At 66.5% G+C, this 24,636-nt stretch carries 24 protein-coding genes; 18 read left to right on the top strand and 6 right to left on the bottom strand.

Translation table 11 applies throughout. The annotated features are described in order from the left end of the window. Nucleotides 1-4 precede the first annotated feature (4 nt). The 5 genes from LFT49_RS17165 (at nucleotide 5) to LFT49_RS17145 (ending at nucleotide 4,372) form a co-directional block, all read left to right on the top strand. On the top strand, nucleotides 5-1,024 hold the full coding sequence (locus tag LFT49_RS17165; RefSeq protein ID WP_237428887.1) for an acetylxylan esterase: 1,020 nt from the start codon (nucleotides 5-7) through the stop codon (nucleotides 1,022-1,024). Nucleotides 1,025-1,073: 49 nt separating this feature from the next. Further along, nucleotides 1,074-2,399: a glycoside-pentoside-hexuronide (GPH):cation symporter gene (locus tag LFT49_RS17160; protein ID WP_237428886.1), complete on the top strand. Its 1,326-nt coding sequence runs from the start codon at nucleotides 1,074-1,076 to the stop codon at nucleotides 2,397-2,399. A 234-nt stretch (nucleotides 2,400-2,633) separates the two neighbouring features. Then, nucleotides 2,634-3,755, top strand: coding sequence for a 3-deoxy-7-phosphoheptulonate synthase (locus tag LFT49_RS17155; RefSeq protein ID WP_237428885.1), 1,122 nt, complete (start codon nucleotides 2,634-2,636; stop codon nucleotides 3,753-3,755). A gap of 154 nt (nucleotides 3,756-3,909) precedes the next feature. After that, complete coding sequence (locus LFT49_RS17150) at nucleotides 3,910-4,122, top strand: helix-turn-helix domain-containing protein (RefSeq protein ID WP_043452394.1); 213 nt, start codon at nucleotides 3,910-3,912, stop codon at nucleotides 4,120-4,122. 151 nt (nucleotides 4,123-4,273) lie between these two features. Continuing rightward, nucleotides 4,274-4,372 (top strand): 30S ribosomal protein bS22, encoded by a 99-nt coding sequence (locus LFT49_RS17145; RefSeq protein ID WP_003792170.1) that lies wholly within the window; start codon nucleotides 4,274-4,276, stop codon nucleotides 4,370-4,372. 68 nt (nucleotides 4,373-4,440) lie between these two features. Here the strand turns inward: LFT49_RS17145 and LFT49_RS17140 are convergent, their stop codons facing one another. Next, on the bottom strand, nucleotides 4,441-5,259 hold the full coding sequence (locus tag LFT49_RS17140) for an HAD family hydrolase (RefSeq protein WP_237428884.1): 819 nt from the start codon (nucleotides 5,257-5,259) through the stop codon (nucleotides 4,441-4,443). A 78-nt stretch (nucleotides 5,260-5,337) separates the two neighbouring features. On the opposite strand from LFT49_RS17140, the gene LFT49_RS17135 reads away from it, so the two are divergent. Continuing rightward, complete coding sequence (locus tag LFT49_RS17135; RefSeq protein ID WP_142132722.1) at nucleotides 5,338-5,592, top strand: glutaredoxin family protein; 255 nt, start codon at nucleotides 5,338-5,340, stop codon at nucleotides 5,590-5,592. Between the two features lie 11 nt (nucleotides 5,593-5,603). Next, nucleotides 5,604-6,308, top strand: coding sequence for a redox-sensing transcriptional repressor Rex (locus LFT49_RS17130; RefSeq protein ID WP_237428883.1), 705 nt, complete (start codon nucleotides 5,604-5,606; stop codon nucleotides 6,306-6,308). 74 nt (nucleotides 6,309-6,382) lie between these two features. Here LFT49_RS17130 and LFT49_RS17125 read toward each other — a convergent pair whose 3' ends face one another. Both LFT49_RS17125 and LFT49_RS17120 read right to left on the bottom strand, forming a co-directional pair. After that, nucleotides 6,383-7,165: a Yip1 family protein gene (locus tag LFT49_RS17125; RefSeq protein ID WP_237428882.1), complete on the bottom strand. Its 783-nt coding sequence runs from the start codon at nucleotides 7,163-7,165 to the stop codon at nucleotides 6,383-6,385. A gap of 203 nt (nucleotides 7,166-7,368) precedes the next feature. Continuing rightward, nucleotides 7,369-7,917, bottom strand: a complete 549-nt coding sequence (locus LFT49_RS17120; RefSeq protein WP_236799513.1) for a YceI family protein — start codon at nucleotides 7,915-7,917, stop codon at nucleotides 7,369-7,371. A gap of 203 nt (nucleotides 7,918-8,120) precedes the next feature. Here LFT49_RS17120 and LFT49_RS17115 point away from each other — a divergent pair, with 203 nt between their 5' ends. The 10 genes from LFT49_RS17115 to LFT49_RS17070 all read left to right on the top strand — a co-directional run bounded on the left by LFT49_RS17115 (nucleotide 8,121) and on the right by LFT49_RS17070 (nucleotide 22,357). Next, nucleotides 8,121-8,801 (top strand): histidine phosphatase family protein, encoded by a 681-nt coding sequence (locus tag LFT49_RS17115; protein ID WP_237428881.1) that lies wholly within the window; start codon nucleotides 8,121-8,123, stop codon nucleotides 8,799-8,801. A 2-nt stretch (nucleotides 8,802-8,803) separates the two neighbouring features. After that, nucleotides 8,804-9,415 (top strand): TlpA family protein disulfide reductase, encoded by a 612-nt coding sequence (locus LFT49_RS17110; protein ID WP_237428880.1) that lies wholly within the window; start codon nucleotides 8,804-8,806, stop codon nucleotides 9,413-9,415. A gap of 15 nt (nucleotides 9,416-9,430) precedes the next feature. After that, on the top strand, nucleotides 9,431-10,186 hold the full coding sequence (locus LFT49_RS17105; RefSeq protein WP_236799511.1) for a cytochrome c biogenesis CcdA family protein: 756 nt from the start codon (nucleotides 9,431-9,433) through the stop codon (nucleotides 10,184-10,186). Continuing rightward, nucleotides 10,186-11,985, top strand: coding sequence for a cytochrome c biogenesis protein ResB (gene resB, locus LFT49_RS17100; protein ID WP_237428879.1), 1,800 nt, complete (start codon nucleotides 10,186-10,188; stop codon nucleotides 11,983-11,985). The genes LFT49_RS17105 and resB overlap by 1 nt, the downstream gene beginning before the upstream one ends. After that, nucleotides 11,985-13,070: a c-type cytochrome biogenesis protein CcsB gene (gene ccsB, locus LFT49_RS17095; RefSeq protein ID WP_236799509.1), complete on the top strand. Its 1,086-nt coding sequence runs from the start codon at nucleotides 11,985-11,987 to the stop codon at nucleotides 13,068-13,070. Before resB ends, ccsB begins: the two co-directional genes overlap by 1 nt. A 188-nt stretch (nucleotides 13,071-13,258) precedes the next feature. Further along, the gene (locus tag LFT49_RS17090; protein WP_237430541.1) at nucleotides 13,259-15,451 is read left to right on the top strand and encodes an Hsp70 family protein; all 2,193 of its coding nucleotides are present in this window, start codon (nucleotides 13,259-13,261) and stop codon (nucleotides 15,449-15,451) included. Between the two features lies 1 nt (nucleotide 15,452). Continuing rightward, a complete protein-coding gene (locus LFT49_RS17085) occupies nucleotides 15,453-17,540 on the top strand; it encodes a LuxR C-terminal-related transcriptional regulator (protein ID WP_237428878.1) in 2,088 nt (695 codons plus the stop codon). A 165-nt stretch (nucleotides 17,541-17,705) separates the two neighbouring features. Continuing rightward, nucleotides 17,706-18,818: an IniB N-terminal domain-containing protein gene (locus LFT49_RS17080; protein WP_237428877.1), complete on the top strand. Its 1,113-nt coding sequence runs from the start codon at nucleotides 17,706-17,708 to the stop codon at nucleotides 18,816-18,818. A gap of 126 nt (nucleotides 18,819-18,944) precedes the next feature. After that, nucleotides 18,945-20,867, top strand: coding sequence for a dynamin family protein (locus LFT49_RS17075; protein WP_237428876.1), 1,923 nt, complete (start codon nucleotides 18,945-18,947; stop codon nucleotides 20,865-20,867). Next, nucleotides 20,864-22,357, top strand: coding sequence for a dynamin family protein (locus LFT49_RS17070; protein WP_237428875.1), 1,494 nt, complete (start codon nucleotides 20,864-20,866; stop codon nucleotides 22,355-22,357). Before LFT49_RS17075 ends, LFT49_RS17070 begins: the two co-directional genes overlap by 4 nt. Nucleotides 22,358-22,380: 23 nt before the next feature. Here the strand turns inward: LFT49_RS17070 and LFT49_RS17065 are convergent, their stop codons facing one another. Both LFT49_RS17065 and LFT49_RS17060 read right to left on the bottom strand, forming a co-directional pair. Next, the gene (locus tag LFT49_RS17065; protein ID WP_237428874.1) at nucleotides 22,381-22,950 is read right to left on the bottom strand and encodes a hypothetical protein; all 570 of its coding nucleotides are present in this window, start codon (nucleotides 22,948-22,950) and stop codon (nucleotides 22,381-22,383) included. Nucleotides 22,951-22,954: 4 nt separating this feature from the next. Continuing rightward, nucleotides 22,955-23,344: a PLD nuclease N-terminal domain-containing protein gene (locus LFT49_RS17060; RefSeq protein ID WP_236799503.1), complete on the bottom strand. Its 390-nt coding sequence runs from the start codon at nucleotides 23,342-23,344 to the stop codon at nucleotides 22,955-22,957. Nucleotides 23,345-23,406: 62 nt separating this feature from the next. Here LFT49_RS17060 and LFT49_RS17055 point away from each other — a divergent pair, with 62 nt between their 5' ends. Next, the gene (locus LFT49_RS17055; RefSeq protein WP_236799502.1) at nucleotides 23,407-23,715 is read left to right on the top strand and encodes a DUF4229 domain-containing protein; all 309 of its coding nucleotides are present in this window, start codon (nucleotides 23,407-23,409) and stop codon (nucleotides 23,713-23,715) included. Here the strand turns inward: LFT49_RS17055 and LFT49_RS17050 are convergent. Further along, nucleotides 23,712-24,593, bottom strand: a complete 882-nt coding sequence (locus LFT49_RS17050) for a 1,4-dihydroxy-2-naphthoate polyprenyltransferase (RefSeq protein WP_236799501.1) — start codon at nucleotides 24,591-24,593, stop codon at nucleotides 23,712-23,714. The two genes, LFT49_RS17055 and LFT49_RS17050, sit on opposite strands and share 4 nt — an antisense overlap. Nucleotides 24,594-24,636 lie beyond the last annotated feature (43 nt).

The following is a 24,636-nucleotide window of genomic DNA, read 5'->3' as shown; positions in this document are numbered from 1 at the left end:
AACGATGCCCCTCTTCGACCTTCCCCTGGCACAGCTGCGCAGCTACACCTCCGATGTCACGCCGCCGGAAGACCTGGGCGCTTTCTGGGATGCCACCCTCGACGAAGCCCGGGCCTTTCCGCTCAACGCCACCTTCGAACCGGTCGAGAACTACCTCACGGTGATCGACACTTTCGACGTCACCTTCTCCGGCTTTGGCGGCGCGCCGGTCAAAGGATGGCTGCACCTGCCTGCCATCAGGGAGGCAGGTGCCCGGCTTCCGGTGGTGGTGAACTACATCGGTTATTCCGGCGGCCGTGGCCTGGTCAACCAGGACACGCGCTGGGCACAGGCCGGATACGCGCATTTCATTATGGACACCCGGGGCCAGGGGTACGGCGGCACTCTGGGGCACACCGCGGACCCCCATCCGTCAGCCGGGGACGTGGCACACGCGGGCCTGATGACCAGGGGCATCGCCAGCCGCGAGGACTACTACTACCGCCGCGTCTACGTTGACGCCTTCCGCGCGGTGGAAGCGGCCCAGGCCCACCCTGCCGTCGACGCCACAAAAGTAGTGCTGGCGGGAGTCAGCCAGGGCGGCGGGCTGGTGGTGGCCACGGCGGGGCTCACCGTCGGAAGGCTCGACGCCGTCATCGCCGCGCTGCCCGACGTTCCGTTCCTGCAGGACTTCCCCCGCGCCATCGACATCACCCCACGGGGACCGTACCCGGAGATCGCCCAGTTCCTGGCCCGGCACCGGGAGCGCTACGACGACACCCTCGCCGTCCTCAACTACTTCGACGGCGTCAACCTGGCCCGGTACGCCACGGCGCCGGCGCTGTACTCGGCTGCCCAGATGGACGATATCTGCCCGCCGTCCACCGTCTTCGCCAGCTTCAATGCCTACGGCTCCGGGACGTCCGGCGCATCCGCCACCGGAGCTGTAAAGGACATCGACGTGTACCGGTTCAACAACCACGAAGGCGGCCAGGAACATCACTGGATCCGGCAGCTGGTGTTTCTGCGCAAGATTTTGGGGTAGATTCCTGTTCGAATGCGAAAGCGTTTTCTCGTTCGGGGGACAGGGAGCAATGAAGCCTTTGAGCAGGGCCGCAATCGTAGGCTACGGCGCCGGCGATGCAGCCAACAGCATGATCATCAGCACCGCCAACATGTTCCTGCTGGTCTACTACACGGATGTGGCCGGGATCGGCGCGGCGGCCGCCGGCACCCTGCTGGTAGTCGCGCGGGTGTTCAATGCCTTCACGGACATCGCCGCGGGCAGGATCGTTGACCGCTTCCACAGCCCCCGATGGGGAAAGTTCCGCCCTTTCCTGATCTTCGGGTTCATACCACTGGTGCTGGGCGTAGCCGTGTTCCACGTGCCCGACGTCGAGCCATCACTGAAACTCCTCTACGCCTACTGCACCTACTTCCTGGTCTGCCTTGCCTACAGCCTGGTGAACGTCCCGTACGGCTGCCTGGTGGGGGCCATGACCCAGGACCCCCGCGACCGGGCCAGGCTTGCCGGGGCGCGGACCATCGGCGGTCTCTCCGTGGGGGCGACGCTGGGGTTCTTCGTGGCACCGCTCCTGGGCGGGGGAGGGGACGTCCAGCAGATCTTCACCGTGATGACCCTGGTCTTCGCGGTTCTGGGTTCCGGGCTCTATGTGTTCACCGGGATCGCCTGCCGGGAACGAGTGGCCGGCAGCGTCCCCAAAATCACCTGGCGCCAGACCATCGAAGCACTCAGGGTCAATTCGCCGCTGGTGGTCCTGTGCCTTGCCTCCGTGCTGCTGGTGACGGGCAACTCCGCCACCGTGGCCGCCCAGTTCTACTACCTGCGCGATGTCCTGTCCCGCCTGGACCTCTTTCCCCTGATGGCCGCAACACAGGTGGTCATCACCCTGGCACTCGCCGTGCTGATGCCCCGCCCGGTGGCCAAATGGGGCAAGAAGGCGGTGTTCACCGTCGGCTGCCTGCTCGGCGCCGCAGGCGGACTGGTGGTTTTCCTGGTGCCGGCGGAAGCACCCTGGCCGGCGGTGGCCGGGATGGTCCTGGCCCAGCTTTCAGCCGCAACGATCAGCATCCTCACCTGGGCACTAATCGCGGACACCGTGGAATACGGCGAATGGAAGACCGGCGTCAGGGTCCAGGGCATCAACTACGCCCTCCTGGCTGCCACCCGGAAGCTGGGCATGGGTTTCGGCGGAGGATTGGTGGCCTTCGCGCTCGCGTGGGGCGGCTACTCCTCGTCAGTTCAGGAGCAGGCGGCCCCGGCCCTTACCGCCATCCGCGCCGCTGCCGGACTGTTGCCCGCCGCCCTGGTGCTGGCCGCCGTCGTCATCATGTCCTGGTACCGCCTCACTGACCAAAAGCACGCCGAACTGGTGGCGGGCCTTCAGGAATCGCGATGAAGGGAATGTGACGCACTGATTTTGCGGCTGCGTGCACCCGGGTTTATGGTCTCTTCCATGACTAACCGTTGGTATGCGTATTTTTCGTTGGCTCTGGAGGGGCCCGCGTCTAACTGACACGCATCCAGCATTCCTTCAGAGCCAACAGGGCAGAGATCATTCTCTGCCCTTCGCCGTTTCTCCGGCGGGTTCTGAAATCCGGGCCCGCTTCCCATCTGGAACAGGACCCCGAACATGAGCACCGCAACAGCAGCAGCCCCCGCCACCGAGACCAAGTCCACCTCGAACCTGCGCGTCAGCGAATTCACCCCGCTGCCCACCCCCTCCGAACTCCTCGCCGAACTGCCGCTGGACGCCCGCGCCGCTGCCGTCGTCGAACGCGGACGGGACGAGGTGCGCGCCATCATGGACGGCGTGGACGACCGCCTGCTGGTCATTGTTGGCCCCTGTTCCATCCATGACCCCAAGGCGGGGCTGGAGTACGCCCGCCGGCTGGTCAGCCAGGCCGAAAAGCACAAGGAAGACCTGCTGATCGTCATGCGGACCTACTTCGAAAAGCCGCGTACCACCGTGGGTTGGAAGGGCCTGATCAACGATCCACGGCTGGATGGCAGCCACGACATGGTTACCGGCCTCCGCACGGCCCGGCAGTTCCTGCAGCAGGTCACTGCGCTGGGCCTTCCCACCGCCACCGAATTCCTGGAACCGATCAGCCCCCAGTACATGGCCGACCTCATCTCGTGGGGTGCCATCGGTGCCCGCACCACCGAAAGCCAGATCCACCGGCAGCTTGCCTCCGGATTGTCCATGCCCATCGGCTTCAAGAACGGGACCGACGGCGGCCTGCAGGTGGCCATCGACGCCTGCGGGGCAGCGGCGGCGGCCCAGGCGTTCCTGGGGATCGACGGCGAGGGCCGGGCCGCGCTGGTGGCAACGGCCGGAAACCCCGACACCCACGTCATCCTCCGCGGCGGCCGCAAGGGGCCCAACTACTCAGCGGCCGACGTCGAACGCGCCTCCAACGAACTGGCGGGCAAGGGACTGAATCCCCGCCTTATCGTCGACGCCAGCCACGCCAACAGCGGCAAGAGCCACCACCGGCAGGCCGAGGTGGCATTGGAGATCGGCGCCCAGTTGGAAGACGGCGGGACCGCAGCGCGCGCGGTGGCCGGCGTCATGCTGGAAAGCTTCCTGGTGGGCGGGGCGCAGAACCTGGACGTCGCTGACCATGCAGCAGGGCGCGCTGAACTGGTCTACGGCCAAAGCGTCACGGATGCCTGCATGGACTGGGATGTCTCCGCGTCTGTCCTGGAGCAGCTGGCGGCATCGGCACGGAAGCGCCGGGGGTCGAATTAGGGGATGAAATAGGGGGCCCGCCACTTTCACATCTGCCACAGGAACATCTAGAGTATCTACTTAGGTGGTTGGTGGATGGCTCAGCATCGGAACACCGCATTGGCACGTACCTGGGGTCACTGTTGTCCATCCGTCAGCAAAGGAAAATAGGGAAATGTCGGCAGAACAGAACTTCTCCAACGCGAAGTTCCTGACCGTGGCCGAAGTGGCCGAGGTCATGCGCGTCTCCAAAATGACTGTCTACCGGCTGGTGCACTCGGGCGAAATGCCGGCAGTGCGCTTCGGCCGCTCCTACCGGGTCCCCGAAAACGCCGTTGAACAGTACCTTAAGGGTGCTGTCGTGGACGGTCACACCGAGACGGCCTGAGGCAGCCTGTCCTGAGCCGCTCCCAATAGGCGGTACCCTGTTAAGGAACGTTTTACGTCATTGTAAGAATCTGTCAGTTGTTCAGTTCGTAGCTATGTCCGCGGACATTCTCCATCAGACAGGTACTGCATCTAGTTTGTAAGGAACTTTCGTGGGTTCAGTTATTAAGAAGCGTCGCAAGCGTATGGCCAAGAAGAAGCACCGCAAGTTGCTTCGCAAGACCCGTCACCAGCGCCGCAACAAGAAGTAGAAATACTTCCAACAGCGTGCAAATGCCCGTCGCCTTCCGAGGCGGCGGGCATTTTGTTTGTTACCGGGCTACGCCCGCGGGCCGCGCATCCGGGCGAAGCCCTTCCAAAGGCCGTAAACCGCACCGCCAAAAGTGGCTGCCTTGAGGCCGAACGTGGCAGCGCGGCGGCCGGCGCGGAAGTCGTAGACCGGCCAGTTCCGGTCCCGCGCGTGGCGGCGCAGCTTGGCGTCCGGGTTGATGGCCACGGGGTGCCCCACCAGCGACAGCAGCGGGACGTCGTTGAAGGAGTCGCTGTAGGCCCAGCAGCGCTTGAGGTCCAGGCCCTCCTCGTCGGCGATGGCCTGGACGGCTACGGCCTTCGCCGAGCCGTGCAGGATGTCTCCCACCAGGCGGCCGGTGTACATGCCGTCTGACACTTCGCCCACCGTCCCCAGGGCTCCCGTCAGTCCCAGGCGGGTGGAGATCACGGTGGCCACCTCGATGGGCGTGGCCGTTACCAGCCAGACGCGGCGGCCCACCCTGAGATGCTGCTCCGCCAGTGCCTTGGCGCCCGGCCAGATCCGCGAGGCGATCATCTCGTCGTAGACCTCTTCGCCGAGGGCCTTGATGTCGTCAACGGTGATCCCGGCGGCCAGCGTCAGGGCCGAATCCCGCACGGCATGGACGTCATCGATGTTTTCCCCGCGGGCCACGAACTTGAACTGCTTCCATGCGAAGCCGGCGGCCTGGGCCAGGGTAAAGGCTCCGCGCTGGTGCATCTTGCGTGCCACATGGAAGAGGCTGGCTCCGCGCATCAAGGTGTTGTCCACGTCGAAAAACGCCGCTTCGCCCGGCTGCGGCTCGGCAGCCGGGCGCGTGACTACGGCGACGTATTTCTCCTCGGGCATGGTGTTGAGTCTAGTCAATCCGCTGGCCTGCCGCCGTCGGCGTCACCGGCAGCACGCGAACGGCGATACCGTTAAGCCATGGCTACACCCCGCGTCGTCCTGGTCACCAAAGCTGACTGCCACCTTTGCGAAGACGCGCGCGACGCCGTCAGCCGGGTCACTGCCTCATTGGGCCTTACCTGGAGCGAAGAGTTGGTGGACAACCAGCCCGAGCTGCGGGAGCGCTACGCCGAGGAAATCCCGGTGGTGCTGGTGGACGGCGTACAGCGCGACTTCTGGAAAATCGACGAAACCCGGCTGGAACGCGTGCTGCAGCGCGCCATGGCCCAGTAGGGGGAGTGCCGGTGACCTCCCTGGATTCCACGCCGCAGCCGCTTCCCGACCTTCCGGCTGCCACGGGCACGCCGCCCAAGCAGATACCGCCCGCAGCCGTAGCCCGGCTGACCCTCTACCTCCGCGCCCTGAACACCCTGCTGGCTGAGGGCGTGGAGCGCGTCTCCTCCGAATCGCTGGCTGAAGCCTCAGGGGTCAGTTCCTCAACCCTGCGCAAGGACCTGTCCTATGTGGGATCGTACGGAACCAGGGGTGTTGGCTACGAGGTGCAGTACCTCAGCCGTCATATCGCGGCAGCGCTTGGACTGACGCACGACTGGAAAGTGGCTATCGTCGGTGCCGGCAACCTCGGCAAGGCGCTGGCGCGGTACGGCGGCTTCGAGTCCCGCGGGTTCGACGTCGTGGCCATTTTCGACGCCGACCAGATGGTGGTGGGCAGCGAGGTGGGATGGCTGCGGGTCAGCGACGTCGCGGACCTCGAAACAGTCCTGCACCGCACCGGGGCCAACATGGTGGTGCTGGCGCTGCCGGCCGCCGTGGCCCAGGGCGTCTGCGACCGGGTGGTGGCGGCGGGCGTCCACAGCGTCCTGAGCTTCGCCCCGGTGATGCTGCAGGTTCCCGACGGCGTCAACCTCCGCAAGGTGGACATGGCCACCGAACTCCAGATCCTGGCCTACCACGCGCAGCGGGCCCAGACACCCGGACAGACAGCCTAGCGCTGGCTTAACGCAGGCGGCCCGGGACGCATTGCTGCGTCCCGGGCCGCCTGTTTGCCAGCAGACGTGCTGGGTTACCGCCCGTAAGGGTTGCCGAACCCACCCGAGTACGGGTTGGCGAAAGGCTGCTGCTTCCGGAAGTACGGGGCAGCTGCAGGCAGGTAAAGCAGCACAATGGCCACGATGCCCAGGACGGTTCCAAGCGTTCCGAGGGAGGGAACCCCAAACAGGCCGAAAATGGACAGCGCTGCAAAGACCGTCCCCAGGATGCGGGCCCAGTTCTTGCCCTTGCGGATGAAGAAGGCCACCAGCAGGTAGAGCGCGGCGCCGATGATGGCAAAGACCACCAGCGTGCCGGCGATGACGCTCTTGATGCTGTCGTAGCTGATGTCTGTTCCGCTCGACTGCATCTGCTGTTCAAAGAGCTGCCGGAACTGGGGGTCGTCCAGCTGGGTGAGCCCGAGGAGCATGCCGATGACGAAAATGGCGGCCGACGCAATCAGCAGCCAGAAGGAGATGTTCACAAGCTGGGGGACGCCGTTGCTTCCGGCGGGCTGCGGCTGCTCCGAGGGGTACTGGGCGTAAGGGGACTGTCCATACGGCGACTGGCCGAACTGGGACTGGCCGTAGCCGGGAGCCTGCGACCCATACTGCGGTGCATTCTGGCCGTACTGGGGTGCATTTTGGCCGTACTGCGGTGCTGCCGGCGGCTGCGAGCCGTACTGCGGAGCGTTTTGGCCGTACTGCGGAGCGTTCTGGCCGTAGCGCGGCTGGGCTCCGGACTGGTCGTTGCCGGATTGTCCGGGGCTGGTGCGCGGGTCTTCGGACCCGGGAGGCGGGACGGGAGGAGTACTCATGGGCGTTCCTTCTGCAGGGTCGGGATCCAGTTAGGCTGCCGGGAATCGGTCCTCAGCCTTCCCCCCAGCATGGCTTAAGTCCACCGTACCCCCGGCGGGCGGCGTTGTGGATCATTCGGGAGGTGTTGATGCACCGCGTTTGCAGGTTAAACACGGCACCCCGGCCATGCCGTGCAGGCGGGCCGGGGTGCCGTGAAGGGGAATTAGGCTGCGGGAGCGATGAAGGCGAGTTCCAGGTTGATGGCAACCTTGTCGCTGACCAGCACGCCGCCGGTTTCCAGGACGGCGTTCCAGGTCAGGCCGAAGTCCTTGCGGCTGATGGTGGTCTCGGCGGAGACGCCGGCGCGGGTGTTGCCGAACGGGTCCACGGCCACGCCGTTGAACTCGGTTTCCAGGGTCACCGGACGGGTAACACCCTTGATGGTCAGGTCGCCGGTGAGTTCGTAGCTGTTGCCCTTGGCCACGAGGCCGTTGGAGACGAAGGAGATCTCGGGGAACTTCTCCACGTCGAAGAAATCCCCGCCCTTGACGTGGCCGTCGCGGTTGGCGTCGCCGGAGTCAAAGCTGGCGGTCTTGATGGTGGCGTTGATCTTGGAATCGACCACGTCCTCGGCCAGGTCCAGGGTGGCGGCGGCTTCGGTGAACTGCCCACGTACCTTGCTGATGCCGGCGTGGCGGACGGTGAAGCCAATCTCGCTGTGGGAGTTGTCCAGGGTCCAGGTGCCGGTGGTGACGTCTGCGGGAAGTGCCATGATGTTGCTCCTTGTATAGCTGTGTCTGTGGTGATCCTGCTGTTGAAGCTTCATAAGTTGAAGTCTCAACTAACTTGCTGCATCCAGTATAAACATGCATTTGCATGTTTTGTTCCCGGGTCCGGAACATTTCTTCAAAAACTTCAGTTCTACTGAACGTAGAAGATTTCGGATCGCGCGCCATCTTTGAGAAACTGGTAAACATGCCCCAAGCCACTGTCCATCTGCTCCGCCACGGCGAGGTCCATAATCCCGACGGCGTTCTCTACGGGCGGCTCCCGGATTTCCACCTTTCCGAGTTGGGGCAGGAGATGGCCCGCATGCTTGCGGAGTACTTCCGGCAGCGCGCCGAGCACGGAGCCCGCATCACCTACCTCGCCGCCTCTCCGCTCGAGCGTGCGCAGGAAACTGCACGGCCGACGTCGGAAGCCCTGCAGCTGCAGATCCACACAGACGAGCGGATCATCGAAGCGGAAAACTACTTCGAGGGCATGAAAGTCACCAAAGGTGAACTGCGCCGGCCACGGCACTGGCCGCACCTGGTCAACCCGCTGCGCCCGTCCTGGGGTGAGCCGTACAAGCAGCAGGCGGCGCGGGTGGCAGCGGCTGCGCAGGACGCGCGCCGGAAGGCGATTGAACTTGCGGCCGGCGATTTTGGCGCAGAAGGCCCTGAGGCCATCCTGGTCAGCCACCAGCTGCCCATCTGGGCCACCCGGCTGAGCGCGGAAGGGCGGCCTTTGTGGCACGATCCCCGCAAGCGCGAGTGCACCCTGACTTCCGTTACGTCCCTGGTCTTCGACGACGCCGGCTCGCTGTTGCGGGTTGAGTACAGCGAACCCGCAGCATCCCTTCTTCCCGGTGCCGCCAGCACCCCTGGAGCCTAGTAGTGAGCAACAGCAACCTTCCCTCGCGCCGCAGCCTGCTCGCTGCCGGCGGCGTGGCGCTGACCGCGCTGACCCTTGGCCTGTCCGGCTGTGCCCAGGAGGATGCTTTGGCCAAGCAGGCCAAGGCGGGGGACAACAAGAACTACGTTGCCGGTGACGGCTCCGTGACCGAATTCGCCGCTGCGGACCGCAAGGAAGCCGTGCAGATCCAGGGTGCCCTCTTCAACGGCACCGCCGTCACGCCTGCCGACTTCCAGGGCAAGGTGAGCGTCCTGAACTTCTGGTTCGCAGCCTGCGCCCCCTGCCGCGTGGAAGCGCCGCTCCTTGAAGCCCTGCACCAGGAGTTCAAGGACCAGGGCGTCCAGTTCTTCGGCGTCAACCTCCGGGATGAGAAGCCAACGGCGGAGGCGTTCGAAAAGACCTTCCACCTGACCTACCCCAGCTTCGACGACAAGGACGGCGCCGTCCTGCTGTCCGTGTCCGGCCTGGTGCCGCCCGGAGCCGTGCCCACCACCCTGGTCCTGGACAAGCAGGGGCGGGTGGCCTCCCGCGTCCTCGGCGAGATCGAGAAGGGCACCCTAAAGGCCCTCATCACCGCCGCAGTGGCGGAATAGGAACAGGCCGGGACCGTGAACAGCCCCTTCGCCGAAGCCATCCTCAGCGGCTCCATCCTGCTGGCCATCCCGGTGGCACTGCTCGCCGGGCTGGTCTCCTTCCTTTCGCCCTGCGTCCTCCCGCTGGTACCCGGTTATCTGGGATACGTGACCGGCCTGAGCGGCGTGGACCTGGAAAAGCAAAAACGCGGCCGCATGCTGGCAGGCATCGGATTGTTCGTCCTGGGCTTCTCGGTGATCTTCGTCCTGCTGGGCGGCGCGTTCGGCCAGCTGGGCACGCTCATCACCGGCAGCCAGAACGCCTGGATCACCCAGCTTCTGGGCATCCTGGTGATCATTATGGGCATCGTGTTCATGGGCGGCTTCAGCTGGCTCCAGCGGGACGCAAAAATCCATGCCAAGCCGCCCGCCGGTCTCTGGGGTGCCCCGCTGCTGGGCCTGACCTTCGGGCTGGGCTGGGCGCCGTGCATCGGCCCCACCTACTCGGCCGTGCAGCTGCTGAGCCTCTCCGGCGGGTCCTCAGCCGCCAAGGGCGCTTTCCTGGCATTCGTGTACAGCCTGGGGCTGGGCATTCCGTTCCTGCTGATCGCACTGGCCCTGCGCCGGGGGATGGGCGTGATGGCGTTCTTCCGCAAGCACCGCCTGGCCATCCAGCGGACCGGTGGCGGAATCCTGGTGGTCCTGGGGCTGCTGATGGCCACCGGCGTGTGGGGTGCCTGGGTGACCGGGCTGCAGTACTGGTTCCAAACCGATGTGAAGTTGCCGATCTGATGAGCGAGCGTGTGAAGGTAAAAAAGAAGCAATCCGCCCCTGTTGCCGAGGCGAAGGCCCAGGCCGCCCTCCCGGCGCTGGGACCCAGGGGCATGCTCCGGTGGGCCTGGACCCAGCTGACCAGCATGCGGACTGCGCTGTTCCTCCTGCTGCTCCTCGCCGTCGCCGCCGTCCCCGGGTCGCTGTTCCCGCAGCGGCCCGCCAACCCGGCCACGGTGACCCAGTACATCAAGGACCATCCGGAGTACGGCAAGCTGCTGGACTCCCTGCAGCTCTACGACGTCTACTCCTCCGTATGGTTCTCCGCGATCTACCTGCTGCTGTTCATCTCGCTGATCGGCTGCGTGGTGCCGCGGGCCATCGCCCATTACAAGGCCGTGCGCTCCCAGCCGCCGCGTACCCCGCAGCGCCTGTCCCGGCTGCCGGAATACGGCACATTGGTGATTCCCTCGGGCGCCGGAATCCCGGCGTCGGACGCCATCAACGGTGCGGCTGGGTTGCTGCGGAAACGCGGCTACCGGGTGGAGGTCAGGGATGCCGAGGGCGCGCTTCCGTCCATGGGTGCCGAGCGCGGCTTCATGAAGGAAGTGGGCAACCTGGTGTTCCACACCTCGCTCATCGGTGTGCTGGTCTCCGTGGCCGCCGGCGGTCTCTTCGGCTACAGCGGCCAGCGGATCCTGGTGGAGGGCGACACGTTCGTGAACACCCTGGTGGGCTACGACCAGTTCAACCCCGGCACCAACTTCCAGTCCAGCCAGCTGCAGCCGTACTCGCTCCAGCTGGACAAATTCAACATCACCTTCGACCGCGAATCGAAGGGCAAGTTCGGCCAGCCCATCGACTTTGCCGCCACTGTCACCACCAAGGAGAATCCGGAGGCTCCGCCGAAGCAGGAAATCCTGAAGGTCAACGACCCCGTGAGCCTGGGCGGCACCAGCATCTACCTGACCGGCAACGGCTATGCGCCGGTGGTGACAGTCCGTGACGGAGCGGGCAACGTCGCCATGCAGGGCCCGGTGGTGGCCAAGCTGCAGGGCGAGAACTACTACTCCTCCGTGGTGATCAAGGTCCCCGACGCCAAGCCGGACCAGCTCGGGTTCGTGGGCTTCTTCCTCCCCACGGCGTTCGTCACGGACAAGAATATTTCGTTCAGCGCCGATCCCGAGCTGTTCAACCCGCAGCTGACCCTGAACTCGTACTACGGCGACCTTGGCTTGAACACGGGTGCGCCGCAAAACGTCTTCGAGCTGGATGTCAAGAACCTGACGCCACTGAACGCCAGGAACCTGGCGGCAGGCGGCATCACGCTGGCCCCCGGCTCCACCTACACCCTGCCGGACGGCAAGGGCACCATCAGTTTCGATGGCGTGAAGCGCTACATCGGCGTGGACATCCACCACAACCCGGGACAGCTCTCCGCCCTGGTGTTCGCCCTCCTGGCCGTGGCCGGCCTGATCCTGTCGCTCTACGTCAACCGCCGCCGCGTCTGGGTCCGCACGGGCACAGCCGCTGACGGCCGCACCATGGTGGAGTACGGGCTCCTGGCCCGCGGCGAGGACCACCGCCTGGCCGGTGAGGCGGCGGCACTCCGGAAGCTGTTCACCGCAGAGTGGCAGCTGCCTGAAGGCACTGACTCTGAAGGTGCTGTGTCCGAAGACACCGCTCCGTCCCAGCAAACTCCCAGCCGGGCAGGCGATAATGTCGCAGGCTCCGTCGATAACGCGGCAGGCTCCGCTGAAACTGGCGCCGGCTCCGTCACCACCCCAGCAGGCCCCACCGGGCCCGAAAAGGACCAGTAATGCCATTTGGAATCAACGAAACCATGGGCCAGTACAGCGAACTCTTCATGCTGCTGGCGGCGGGTACCTACACGGTGGCCTTCATCGCCTTCGCCTGGGACCTGGCCAAGAGCAGCAAGGCGCTGCGCGCGGTGGACCTCAAGGCCGCCCAGGCCGGGACCGCCGCCAAGGTTCCGGTAGCGGCAGGAGTGGGTGCAGGTTCTGCCGGGGCCCGCCTGGACGGGCCTGCCGACCGGGCCGAGCGCCCGTCGTCGTCCGCCAAGGCCGGCGGAGCAGGAACTGGCAGTGTCGTAACGGCCGACGGCGACATGAAGTACGCCGCGGAGCGCCGGGTCCCGGCGCGGGTGGCCGTAGCCCTGACCATCCTCGCCGCCGTCATCCACGGGGCCGGCGTGGTCACCCGTGCACTGGGCGCGGGCCGCGTGCCGTGGGGCAACATGTACGAATTCCTTACCACCGGCGCATTCCTCGTGGCAGCCGTTTTCCTTCTTTCGCTGATCCGCCGCGACCTCCGCTTCCTGGGCACCTTCGTGGTGGGCCTGGTGATCATCATGCTGGTGGCGGCCTCGGTGGCCTTCTGGACCCCCGTGGGTCACCTGGTTCCCGCCCTGCAGAGCTACTGGCTGGTCATCCACGTCTCCATCGCGGTGCTTTCCTCGGCACTGTTCACCCTGACTTTCGCCATGTCCGCCCTGCAGCTGGTGCAGTCCCACCGGCAGAAGACCGTGGCCGCGGACGGCACCGACAAGCTCGGTTTCATGCGCCTGGTGCCCTCAGCGCTGAGCCTGGAGAACCTGTCCTACCGCATCAACGCCATCGCTTTCATCGGCTGGACCTTCACGCTGATGTTCGGTGCCATCTGGGCCGAGAAGGCTTGGGGCCGGTTCTGGGGCTGGGACACCAAGGAAGTGTGGACCTTCGTCATCTGGGTCGTCTACGCCGGCTACCTGCACGCCCGTGCCACCCGCGGCTGGACCGGAACCCGCGCCGCATGGCTGTCGATCGTGGGCTACCTCTGCGTGATCTTCAACTTCACCATCGTGAACACGTTGTTCAACGGGCTCCACTCCTACTCGGGCCTCTAAGCTGCGCCTTAAGACCCGCTGGTTTTACGGGTCTTAAGGCCCGAAATCGATCGGTGATACGGCAGCCACCTGCCGTATCACCATTCGTTGTAGCAACAGGGGTGTTCCCCGGTCCCTGTGAATGCTAATTTGGTGACTGTTCACTGTGATGAAGCTTGCATGTGGACCACCAGCCTTTCGAGGTCACCATGAGCTACGCCCTCGCCGTAGACGTCGGGACGAGTTTCACGGCAGCCGCGGTTGTACGCTTTCACCAAGGTGCTTCCCCCGTGCCCGAGTGCCTTCCCCTCGGCGCCCGTGGAGCGTCCGTCCCCTCCGTGCTGTACTACCCGGAGGAAGGCACTGTCCTGGTGGGCGAGGCCGCCGAACGCCGCGGGCTGGACACACCGGAGCGAGTGGTCCGGGAATTCAAGCGCCGGATTGGCGACGACGTACCCATCATCCTGGGCAGCCTGGCGCTGCAGCCTGAGGACGTCTTCGCCACCATGGCCCGGTGGGTGGCAGACCGCGCCGCCGAACGTGAAGGGGGCCCGGCGTCGGCCTTCGTCCTTACCCACCCTGCAGCCTGGGGCAGCCACCGCCTGTCCGTGGTGCGGGACGCCCTCAGTTCCCACGGGCTGGAGAACGTGACACTCCTCCCCGAACCGGAGGCCGCGGCCCTGCACTACGCGTCGCAGGTGCGGGTGGAGGAAGGCAGCACCATCGCCGTTTACGACCTCGGTGGCGGCACCTTCGATACCGCTGTCCTGCGGAAGTCCGGCAGCAGCCGCTTTGAACTCGTGGGACGCCCGGAGGGAATCGAAGACCTGGGCGGAGCCGACTTTGACGCTGCGGTCTTCCGCTACGTGGCAGGCCACAGCGGGAACGCACTGGACAGCCTCGACGCCACCGACCCCGTGGTGCTTGGCGCCCTGACGCGGTTACGGCGCGAATGCGTGGAGGCCAAGGAAGCCCTGTCCGCTGACAGCGAGGCAAGCATCCCGGTACTCCTGCCGGGCGTCCAGCAGCAGGTCCGCCTGGTCCGTTCCGAGTTCGAAGCGCTGATCGAAGAGCCCGTGCGGGAAACGGTGGCGGCACTGGAACACTCCCTGGCCCAACTGCACCTTGAGCCGGAAGACCTGTCCACGGTGCTGCTGATCGGGGGCTCGTCCCGAATCCCCTTGGTGGCACAGCTGGTGTCCGAGCAGCTGGGCCGGCCCATCGCGGTGGACGCCGACCCGAAGTCCTCCATCTGCCTCGGCGCCGCCGTGGCGGCGCTCCTGGCACACACCGCTGCCGCAAAGGCATCGGCGTCGGCGGAAGCTGAGGCGGTCGAAACTGAAGCGGCACTGGCCGGGCCGGGATCAAGCGGAGCGGACGCTGATGAGGCGCGTGCCGCCGTCGTGCCTTCCGGCGCGCCACCTGGAACGGGCCACCCCGGACGGCCCAGCTGGTCGCGTAAATATTCGACGGCGGGAGGAGCCATTGCCGCGCCCTCCCGCAGTGCGCTGCACGGGAAAGGGGGCGCGCACGCCCCGAAACCCACGGTCCGGGTCACGGCCGTCGCCGCGGCCGCTGCCGTCCTTACGGTCCTTACCGCCACTGCCGCCCAAAGTCCGGATGGCTTCGGGAGCCTGACCGCGATGTTCGTGCCGCAGGCAGGGGCCAGCACCACGGGTGGATCCACCGGGGGAGGGACAACTGAAGCGCCCGATCCAGGGGGAGCAGCAGTGGTTGCCGTTCCCCATCCCCTTGCGGGCGTTGAAGCCAGCGCCACGAAGCCGCTCAGCCAGGAGCCCGGACCCGCTGCCTACGCACCGCCCGCCGGAAAGCCGGCGAGCAGCGGCGACGGGAACGCCCCCGGTGGGGCGAAGGCCGGTGGACCCGCTGCGGGAGCTCCCCTGACTACGCTGTCCGGCTCCGGTGCGGCCGGCACCGGCATCATTCCGGATTCCATTGCCACTGTCACCGCAAGCCCTACCGACCTCTCGCAGCCTCTCCCGACCAGTCCTGCAACCTCCGTCCCCGCGTCCCCTGCCACTACTGCACCCGGGACCACAACGTCCCCGCCCACATCGCCTGCCCCGTCATCGTCCGGCACGGCCTCGCCCGGCACATCACCAGGGGTGACAAGTAGTCCCACGCTTAGTCCCACTCTCAATTCCGGTCCAGCTCCCACGGACACAGGCACCGCGACGCCGACCAGCGAGAGCGCGTCTCCCAGCATGACGCCTGCAACAATGTCAGCCGCCGGCCCCACTGGCGATGCGCTCGTCACGCCAACGGCCACCGAGCTGACGCCCACACCTGCCGTTGCGCCTGCACCTACGCCCGAGGAGACCACCACTGCCTCCACTGAGACTGCCGTCGCCACGGCCACGACCACAGCTCCGGCGGCCTGAGATGGATGCGCACCTGCAGCGGGCGGAACGCCCCGTACCCCTGCACACGTCTCCGGACCACCAGGGGCACCCGCCGCCGCCCCATTCAGCCGAGCTGATGGCCAAGCAGTTGAAGGGCGCAAACGCGGCAGTACGTGAGCTGCTGCTGGCACTGTCGGTGGGCTTCGCCTTGCCCGGACCGCTCCCGGCAGACCTCCAGCACAAATTCATCAGCGGGACCGTGGAGGACCTGGACTCCTTAGTGGACAGGGCAGAGGCCGCGGGCCTGCTGAGGCCGGATGGCACCGTGGTGGGGACTGCCCAGCACGCCCTGTTGACCGCCACTCCAACCGCCAAGGTGCACGCGCTCCAGCGGGAGCTCGTGAGCGTTTTCGCGTCCACCGGGCAACCGCTTGGCAACCTGGCGCGCGACCTCGCCAGGGGCGGACTCGCCGATTCCAGGGTTGCAGCGGAACTTGAGCAAGCGGCCAACGCTGCGCTGGAAAGCGACCCCAGGCTCGCCTCCCAGCTCTACGAGGAAGCGCTCCTTGCAGGTGCCGACACGCTGGCAACGGCGGCCCGGCGCGCCCAGGCCGCGGCCGGCGACGGTGAACTGGATACCGCCGCCCGCATCATCGACGCGCTCCTGGTCAGTGCGGACCCGCCGGACGTGCGTCGCGGCGCGGACGTAGCGGCCTCTGTGTGGGCGCAGCGGGGAATGCTGGCACGCGCAGCCGACGTCTACAACTGGTTGGGGCCAGGCCGCGTAGGTGCCTCGGCACCCCTTGCCGCCGTCGCCATGATCGGTGCGGGAGACCGGGCAGGTGCCGAAGCCTTCTTCCAGCCGGACGCTCCGGCGTCGTCCCCGACCCTCCTCGCGGCTGCCCTGGTGCAGACCGGCCAGGGAGTCTTCGCATCTCTGGGCGAAAAGCCGCAGCAGGGCATCTCCATCCTGATCCACGCATCAGACATGTTGAACTCGGCGGGCATGGCCCTGCCGCTGCCGGAAACGCCGGCCGCCCTGGCAGCCCTCCTGGCCTTGCACAGCGGCGAGCCGCACCTGGCGGAAACAGTCTGCCGGGCCGCGGTGGTGGCCGGGCAAGGTGGCAATGCCGCGCAGCCCAGGCTTTTGCTGCTCCAGGCCTGGGCAGCCATGATGCAGGACAAACTCGAGGACGCACGGTTTGCCGCAGCGGAAGCAGCCAAGGCCAACCACTGGCCGCTGGTCCCGCGCGACGAGTTCATGTCCGCCGCCCTGGAGGTGGGACTTGCCCGCCGCAACGGAGACGTACCGGAGCTGCTCAGGGCGTGGGAGCGGGCACGGGAGGCAATGCTGCACACGTCGGTGGACCTCTACAACCTCCTGCCGTGGGGGGAGCTGCTGATTGCCGCTGCCCGCCTGCGGGAGACGCGCCGCGTGGCGCAGTACCTGGACGACGCGTGGAAGCTGCTGGGGCGCCTGGGCGGACCTGCGTTGTGGGCCGTTCCCCTTCACTGGGCCGCCGTCCAGGCTGCGCTGCTCAATGAGAGCCCCGCCGATCTTGCCCCCCACGCCACGGCACTGGCAAGGGCCTCGGCCCACAGCCAGCTGGCCGCCGTCCTGGCGACGGCGGGCAAAGCCTGGGTATCGGTGCTGGCCGGCCGTTTCCGTACTTCCGAGGTGGAGGGCGCGGCCCGGCTGCTGGGAGCTGTGGGAATGCCGTGGGAGGGCGCCAGGCTGGCCGGACACGCAGCTGCCCGCGCAGAGGAACGGCGGGACATGATGCGCCTGCTCTCCTGCGCGCGGGACCTGCATCCGCAGGGCAGCACAGGAGCGTCCGGGGGCGCCGACGCGCAGGCAGGCAGCGGTGCCGACGGCGTGGGCAAAGGTGCGCAGCCGGACGCATCCGGCCTAAGCGAGCGCGAAAAGGAAGTTGCCAGGCTGGTGCTTGAGGGCAAAACCTACCGGGAAATCGGCGAGGCCATTTACATTTCGCCCAGGACGGCGGAGCACCACATCGCCCGGATCAGGCGCCGGCTCGGCGCGGAGAACCGGTCGGACCTGCTGGCCCGCCTGCGCCTGGCACTTGGCGTGGAAAGTTCCCAGCAGCTGAATCCGCAGCAGGAATGAACCCCTAACACCCCTAGGCGTGCCAGGCCCGGCGCCCCGGAACGGCGGCCGCTGCTAGGGGGAAACCGCCCGATGTCCTGTCCCCGGCAGCGAACCTAGGTTGAGATAACCGGATACGTTTCGCCGGATGATCCGCAACTTCAAGAAGATGTGAGGACCACGCATATGCCAACACTCGCAAACGACCTTGTTCAGTTCCTGATGCAGCTCTTCGGCAACCGGGAAGCAATCCAGGAGTTCCTGGACGACCCCGAGAGGGCATTGGCGGAACACGGCCTGGGCAACGTGTGCTCGGCTGACGTGGACGCCGCCATGCCGGTCGTCCTCGACTACGCCCCCATCACCGTCAACGCCTCATCCCTGGACCGGGTACATCACACCGGCGGAAACAGTGCCTGGGCAGGGCACACGGGGTCCGGGTACATGGGATCCGGGCAGGCGGGCACCACGGCGGCGCACGCCGGGAGTGCCGCGGCAATCCATGGCGGCGGGCCCAGCCCGGGGCAGGGCGGGACCGACTACGACCAGGACGACCACGCCAACGCGGTCCAGCAGCTGCACCACGTGGTGAACCACTTTTCCTACACGACCAACACCACCATGCTCGACGACCGGGACACCACCACGGACCAGTCCGTCAACCAAAACATCTGGGCGCATGGGGACGTGGAGCAGTGGTTTGACCATGATGCCGTTGTGGCCTCCGGAGATTACGCAGTGGCGGCCGGTGACGACGCCAGTGTCCGGGACTCCAATAACATTCGGGATTCGTACAACGCCGACCATTCGACCGATAACTCCAGGGACAACTCCATCCACGCGGGCGGAGACGTTGGAATCGGCAACGAGGTGACTGCCATTTCCGGTTCCTTCAACACCGACGATTCCTTCAACACCGACGTCGGCCTGGATGTGGACGACTCCTTCAACGACAACTCGGACCATTCGGACTACTCCGACCACTCGGACCACTCCGTCAGCACGGACACAGCCCTGGATGTCCGCGACTCGTTCAGTGACAACTCCGACAACTCCACCCACAACTCGGTGGAGGTGGAGGATTCCTTCAACCCGGACAACTCCACCAACACGGCGGTGGACGTCCACGTTGACGACTCCTTCCAGGACAACTCGGCCACGAACACCGTGCAGGACAACCTGGTGGTTGCAGACAACCAGCTCGATTTCACGGAGGACAACCCGAGCCACACGGATGTGGACCTGGAAAACCACACCGCCATCGACCACGCGGTGGTTGACGACTCCACCGCGCTGTAACACGCTATTCCAACAACCCGCTGTTCGCGGGAGGCAAACCGCCCGGCAGGAGGCATCCACTTCCTGCCGGGCTCTTCCGGTATTTCCGGCATTGGGAATATTTCGGCACCGACAGGGGGACACGCTGTGGCAGAAGCAGCACCGGCAAGGCCACCGGGGCCCGTCACTGCCGGGCAGTTGGGAAAGCTCGTGGAGCAGGGCCTTCAGCTGGTGGGCAGCGGGGACCGCGCAGACCTGCGCCGGAGGCTGGAGCAGGCCAGTGCCCGCCTGCGGGACCCGAGCATCAGGGTGATTGTCGTGGGGGAGTTCAAGCAGGGAAAGAGCAAACTCATCAATGCCCTGGTGAACGCCCCGGTATGCCCCGTGGACGACGACATCGCCACTTCCGTCCCCACGGTGGTCCGTTACGGGGAGCCGGCGTCGGCCGCGGTCCTGGTCCCCGCCCCGGATAATTTCGCCGCGGACATCTTCACGGCGGAAGACCCCGCCGGGGATGCTGCCGGCGGCGGCATTGAGCGTCGGCCGGTGGCGCTTACCGACCTGCCGGCCTTTGTTTCCGAGCAGGGGAACCCGGGAAACAGCAGGAAAATAGCCGCCGCGGAGGTCTGCCTGCCCCGACGGCTCCTCACCGGCGGACTCAGCATCATCGACTCCCCGGGCGTGGGCGGCATGGGCTCCACGCACACTTTGACCACCCTTACGGCCCTGCCCACCGCGGACGCCATGCTGCTGGTGTCGGACGCGTCGCAGGAATACACGGAGCCGGAACTGCGGTTCCTGCGCCAGGCCATGCGGATCACCCCCAGCGTTGCCGCCGTTCTTTCCAAGACAGACCTGTATCCGGACTGGCGGCGGGTGGCGGAACTGGACAGGGCGCACCTGGACCAGGTGGCGCCGGACATTCCGCTGTTGCCACTGTCCGCAGACCTTCGGCTGGAGGCTGCGCGGCTCCAGGACAGTGAGCTCAACGACGAATCCGGCTACCCGGCCTTGGTGGCCCACCTGCGCAATGACGTGGTGGGGAAGGCAGAACGGATCCAGCGCCGCTCCGTGAGCCAGGACCTGCTGTCCGTCACCGGGAACCTGAGGCTGTCCCTGCAGTCCGAGCTGGACGCCCTGGAAAACCCTGGTGGCACGCCCCAGATGCTCGCAGAACTGGAACAGGCCAGGGCGGAGGCGGACCATCTGCGAAAGCGGTCCGCCCGCTGGCAGCTCACGCTCAGCGACGGCATCAACGACCTCATCGCCGACATGGAGTACGACCTCCGGGACCGCCTGCGCGGGATCCAACGGGAAGCGGAGAACGCCATCGACCAGGGCGATCCCGGTCCCGTGTGGCCGCAATTCTCGCAGTGGCTCGAAGAGTGCGTTGCCGCAGCGGTTTCGGACACGTTTGTCTGGACCAGCGAACGGTCCCAATGGCTGGCGGCCCAGGTGGCTGAGCACTTCGCGGCGGACGAGGTATCACTGCCGGTCCTGCACGTCTCCGACTCCGGGGACGCCCTGGATCCGGTGGAGCAGATGCCGCAGCTGGATCCCGGCCGGGTGAACCCGGTCCAAAAAGTCCTCATCGGAATGCGGGGATCCTACGGCGGCGTCCTGATGTTCGGCCTCCTGACGGGGATCTTCGGGATGGCCCTGATCAACCCGCTGTCCGTGGGTGCCGGGCTGCTGCTGGGGCGCAAGGCCTACCGGGAGGACAAGGAGACCCGGCTGAAGCGGCGCCAGAGCGAGGCGAAAGCCTTGGTGCGGCGGCAGCTGGACGATGTGACGTTCCAGGTGGGTAAGCAGTTGAAGGACAGGCTGCGCCTGGTCCAGCGGACCATCCGCGACCATTTCACCGAGATCGCCGATGAATACCACCGGTCGCTGTCCGACTCGGTGGCCGCGGCGCAGAAGGCTGCGAACTCGTACGCACAGGAGAAGGAAGGACGCGTGCGGGACATCAGGGCGGAGCTGAAAAAGGTGGATGCGCTCCATCGGGCTGCAGAAGCCGTGGCCGCCGAGGCAGCTGCAGCCAGGACCCAGACAGCGGCGGGGGTGGGATGACGGCGTCCACCACGGCCGGGGCGGCAGCGTTGATCCGGGAAGCGCTGGAGGTATATGCCGATGACCTCCACACCACCCAGGAACTGCACGGCTATGCGCGGCGGTTGGCAGAGCCGCTGCGGATTGCCGTTGCCGGCATGGTGAAGGCAGGCAAGTCAACGCTCCTGAATGCCATCATCGGTGAGGAAATCGCCCCCACGGACACCGGCGAGTGCACCCGGATCGTCACCTGGTACCGGCACGGCCATACGCCCCGCATCACCCTCCACCCCGCGGCAGGGGAGCCCCGGGCCCTGCCGCTGAAGCGAGTGGACGGGCGCCTGGTCTTCGTCCTCGACGGCGTACGTGCGGAAGAAGTGGAACGGCTCGACGTCGAATGGCCGGCGCCGGCACTGCGGGCCATGACCCTGATCGACACCCCCGGCATCGCTTCGGTCTCCCAGGACGTGTCCGCGCGGTCCCTGGCGTTCCTGACCCCGGAGGATTCGCCGTCGGAGGCTGACGCCGTCATCTACCTGATGCGCCACCTGCACGCGTCCGACCTGAGGTTCCTGGAGTCCTTCCGCGACACCGGGGCGGGCCGCTCGGGCACGGTCAACTCCATCGCGGTGCTGTCCCGGGCAGACGAGGTGGGAGCCGGCCGCATCGACTCCCTTCTGTCCGCCGGCAATATCGCGGAGAGGTACAGCCGTGATATTGCCCTGCGGAAGCTTGCCCTCGGCGTGGTCCCGGTGGCCGGGCTCCTGGCCCAAAGCGCCCGTACCTTGCGCCAGCCGGACTTCGAAGCCCTGCGGTTGCTGGCCACCCTGGACAGAGCCGAGCGTGAACGGATGCTGCTCTCCGCCGACAGGTTCCGCCGGTCCACCGGGCCCGCAGGTCTGACGGAAGAGGCGCGGGCGTCACTGCTGGAGCGCTACGGGCTTTTCGGGATCCGGCTGGCCGTGGTCCTGATCCGCAACGGGTTTGCCGAACCCACGCCGCTGGCCCACGAGCTGGCCCGGCGGAGCGGTCTGGACACCCTGCTGGACGTGCTGGACCGGCAGTTCCGGGCCAGGGCGGAAGCGCTCAAGGCCCGGACCGCCCTGGTGGCTGTGGAAAACCTCCTGGCCAGCCAGCCACGCCAGGGGACGGAAAACCTGGCGGCATCCCTGGAGCGGCTGCAGGCCAACGCTCATGAGTTCCGCGAGCTCCGGCTGCTGGCGGCCCTGCGGACCACGGGGGTGGAGCTCGCCCCGGAGCTGGTTGCGGAAGCTGAACGGCTGGTCGGAGGCCAGGGCGCCACCGCATACCGCCGGCTGGCCGTGGCGCCTGATGCCGGACCGGAAGTGCTGGCCGCTGAGGCGAGCCGCTGCCTGGCACGCTGGCGCGCAATCGCTGAGAGTCCGCTGACGGCACGGTCAGCCGGTGAGGCATGCCGGGTGGTGATCCGCAGCTGCGAGGGAGTGCTGGCAGAATACGCCGGGAGGAACCGGCAGCCGAAGTCGGCGTAGGGCGTTCCCAGGCCTTTGCCGGCTCAAGCCCTGGCACTCTCCGGCCTCAGCCAGGCCCCGGCAGACGGCAGGAACAGCAGCGCCAGCCCGGCTACCGCCAGGAGCAGCCCGGCGCCCCACAGCATCACCACGTAGCTGCCGGCGGCACCGGCGGGGACCAGGAAGGCGGACGCCAGGAGCAGTATGAGGGCATGGCTGGCCAGCAGGGGGAGCAGGGTCCAGCGGGCCCAGTTCCGGCGGTTCAGCACGGCGGCGAGCACTGCTGCCTCAAACAGGGTCACCAGCAGCAGGGCGCCGATGCTTCCCCAGAAGACGATCTCCGCCGTCCTGCCTACGGCCGCGGCGCCACTGCCTGCCGCCATGTTTGCCACCACGCCGTGGAGCCGCTGCAGATTGGAATCACGAGCCACGAAGGATCCCAGCAGGACGGCCAGTCCCGCACCGAAACTGAAGAGCCACAAAGTGCGCGCAGTGCGGACTGTGCCGGGCAGCGGGGTGACAACGGGAATGGGCGGCGGGGTGGAGTAGGACGGGCCAGGCCTTGGTGGGGGAGCGGACGGGTGCCGCTCTTCACCGCCGGACTGGAATGCCATAGGCCTATTTCAGTCCGTCGGTATCGTGTTCGTCGGTGCCCCGCTGTCCTTTTCCGCCGTCCTCCTTGGCCTTTGCTTCCAGTTCGTCCCGGAGTTTCTTCAGTCGCTCGGCCTCGGCCTGGCTGCGGCGGCGGGCCTCGAGGTTGCGGAGGAAGTCCGGGTCATCGTCCGGGGCCATGGAATGGGGGTAGCTGGGCCGCGGCTGCGCCGTGCCCCGTGGGCGTCCAATCAGCAGCCACAGGATGGCGCCCAGGACCGGCAGGACGATCTGCACGATGATCCAGGCCGGTTTCGAGATGCCCCGGGTAAGGCGGCCTTCAGTACGGATCACGTCCACCAGGCCATACACGAAGATGACGAGGACTGCGACGGCCAAAGCCACACGGAACAGCATGCCATCAAGTCTATCGTCAGGACGGGCAGGGGCCGCCGGGCGGAGGCGGCTAAACTTGAATAGTGGCCTTTTTGAAATATTCCCTGATCCGTTTGGCGATCTTTGTCCCCCTTTTTGTCCTGTTCATGCTCCTGCAGGTAGGGGTGCTGATGGCCGTGATCTGCGCCGCGCTCATTGCCTTTGCCATCAGCTACCTGTTTTTCCAGAAGCAGCGCGATGCTGCCGCGGCGGCCCTGCAGCACCGTTTCTCGGGGAAGGCCAAGCCGCTGCGCTCCGCCGGTGAAGTCCAGGACGCCAATGCCGAGGACGCCCTGCTGGACGCCAACCCGGACATCACCATCAACAACGCCAAGGGCACCAAGAACAGCTAGAACCCGTGGCTGAGGATCAGTCCCAGTGAGAACAGCACGCTGTAGCCGAGATTGATCAGGCCGGTCTGCTTCAATACCGGGATCAGGCTCTTGCGCTTGCGGCCGTTGATCATCAGCCAGGCCGGCATCAGGCAGGCGGGGATGAGCAGCAGGACGATCAGGATCCATGGCCGGGCCGGTGCCAGGATCACCACCAGCAAGATGGCGACGGCGAGCATCAGGACATAGCTTTCCCGCGCATGCTTGTCCCCCAGCCGCACCGCCAGCGTCTTCTTGCCGGCCTGCATGTCGGTAGGAATGTCCCGGACGTTGTTTGCCATGAGCAGCGCGGTGGCGATCAGGCCGGTGCCGATGGCGCCGATGACCGATGACAGGTTGATGTGCCCGGCCTGGGTGTAGGTGGTGCCCAGGGTGGCCACCAGGCCGAAGAAGACGAACACGAAGAGGTCCCCCAGGCCCATGTAGCCGTAGGGGTTCTTGCCGCCGGTGTAGCCCCATGCGGCCATGACGCAGCCCAAGCCCACCAGGATCAGCCACCAGGCCTGGGTGAGGAACACCAGCACCAGGCCGAACACCATGGCCAGGGCAAACGTGCCGAACGCGGCCCACTTGACGTGCTCCGGCTTGGCGGCGCCGGATCCCACGAGCCGCAGCGGCCCCACCCGGTCATCGTCCGTACCGCGGATGCCGTCCGAGTAGTCGTTCGCGAAGTTCACGCCCACCTGGAGCAGGAGTGCCACCAGCGCCGCGAGGATGGCGTTGGGCAGCAGGAACGAGTCCATCTCGTAGGCGGCGGCAGTGCCGATCAGCACCGGCGCGATCGCTGCCGGCAGCGTCCGGAGTCGGGCGCCTTGGATCCATTGGGCGGCTGTGGCCACGGTTAGTACCTCGTGTTGTTTCGGTCAGACGGCAGGATGGAAC

This window comes from Arthrobacter sp. FW306-06-A (assembly GCF_021870055.1).
Taxonomy (GTDB): domain Bacteria; phylum Actinomycetota; class Actinomycetes; order Actinomycetales; family Micrococcaceae; genus Arthrobacter.
The sequence above is the reverse complement of the archived record's forward strand: the minus strand, read 5'-3'. Positions and strand labels throughout refer to the sequence as shown.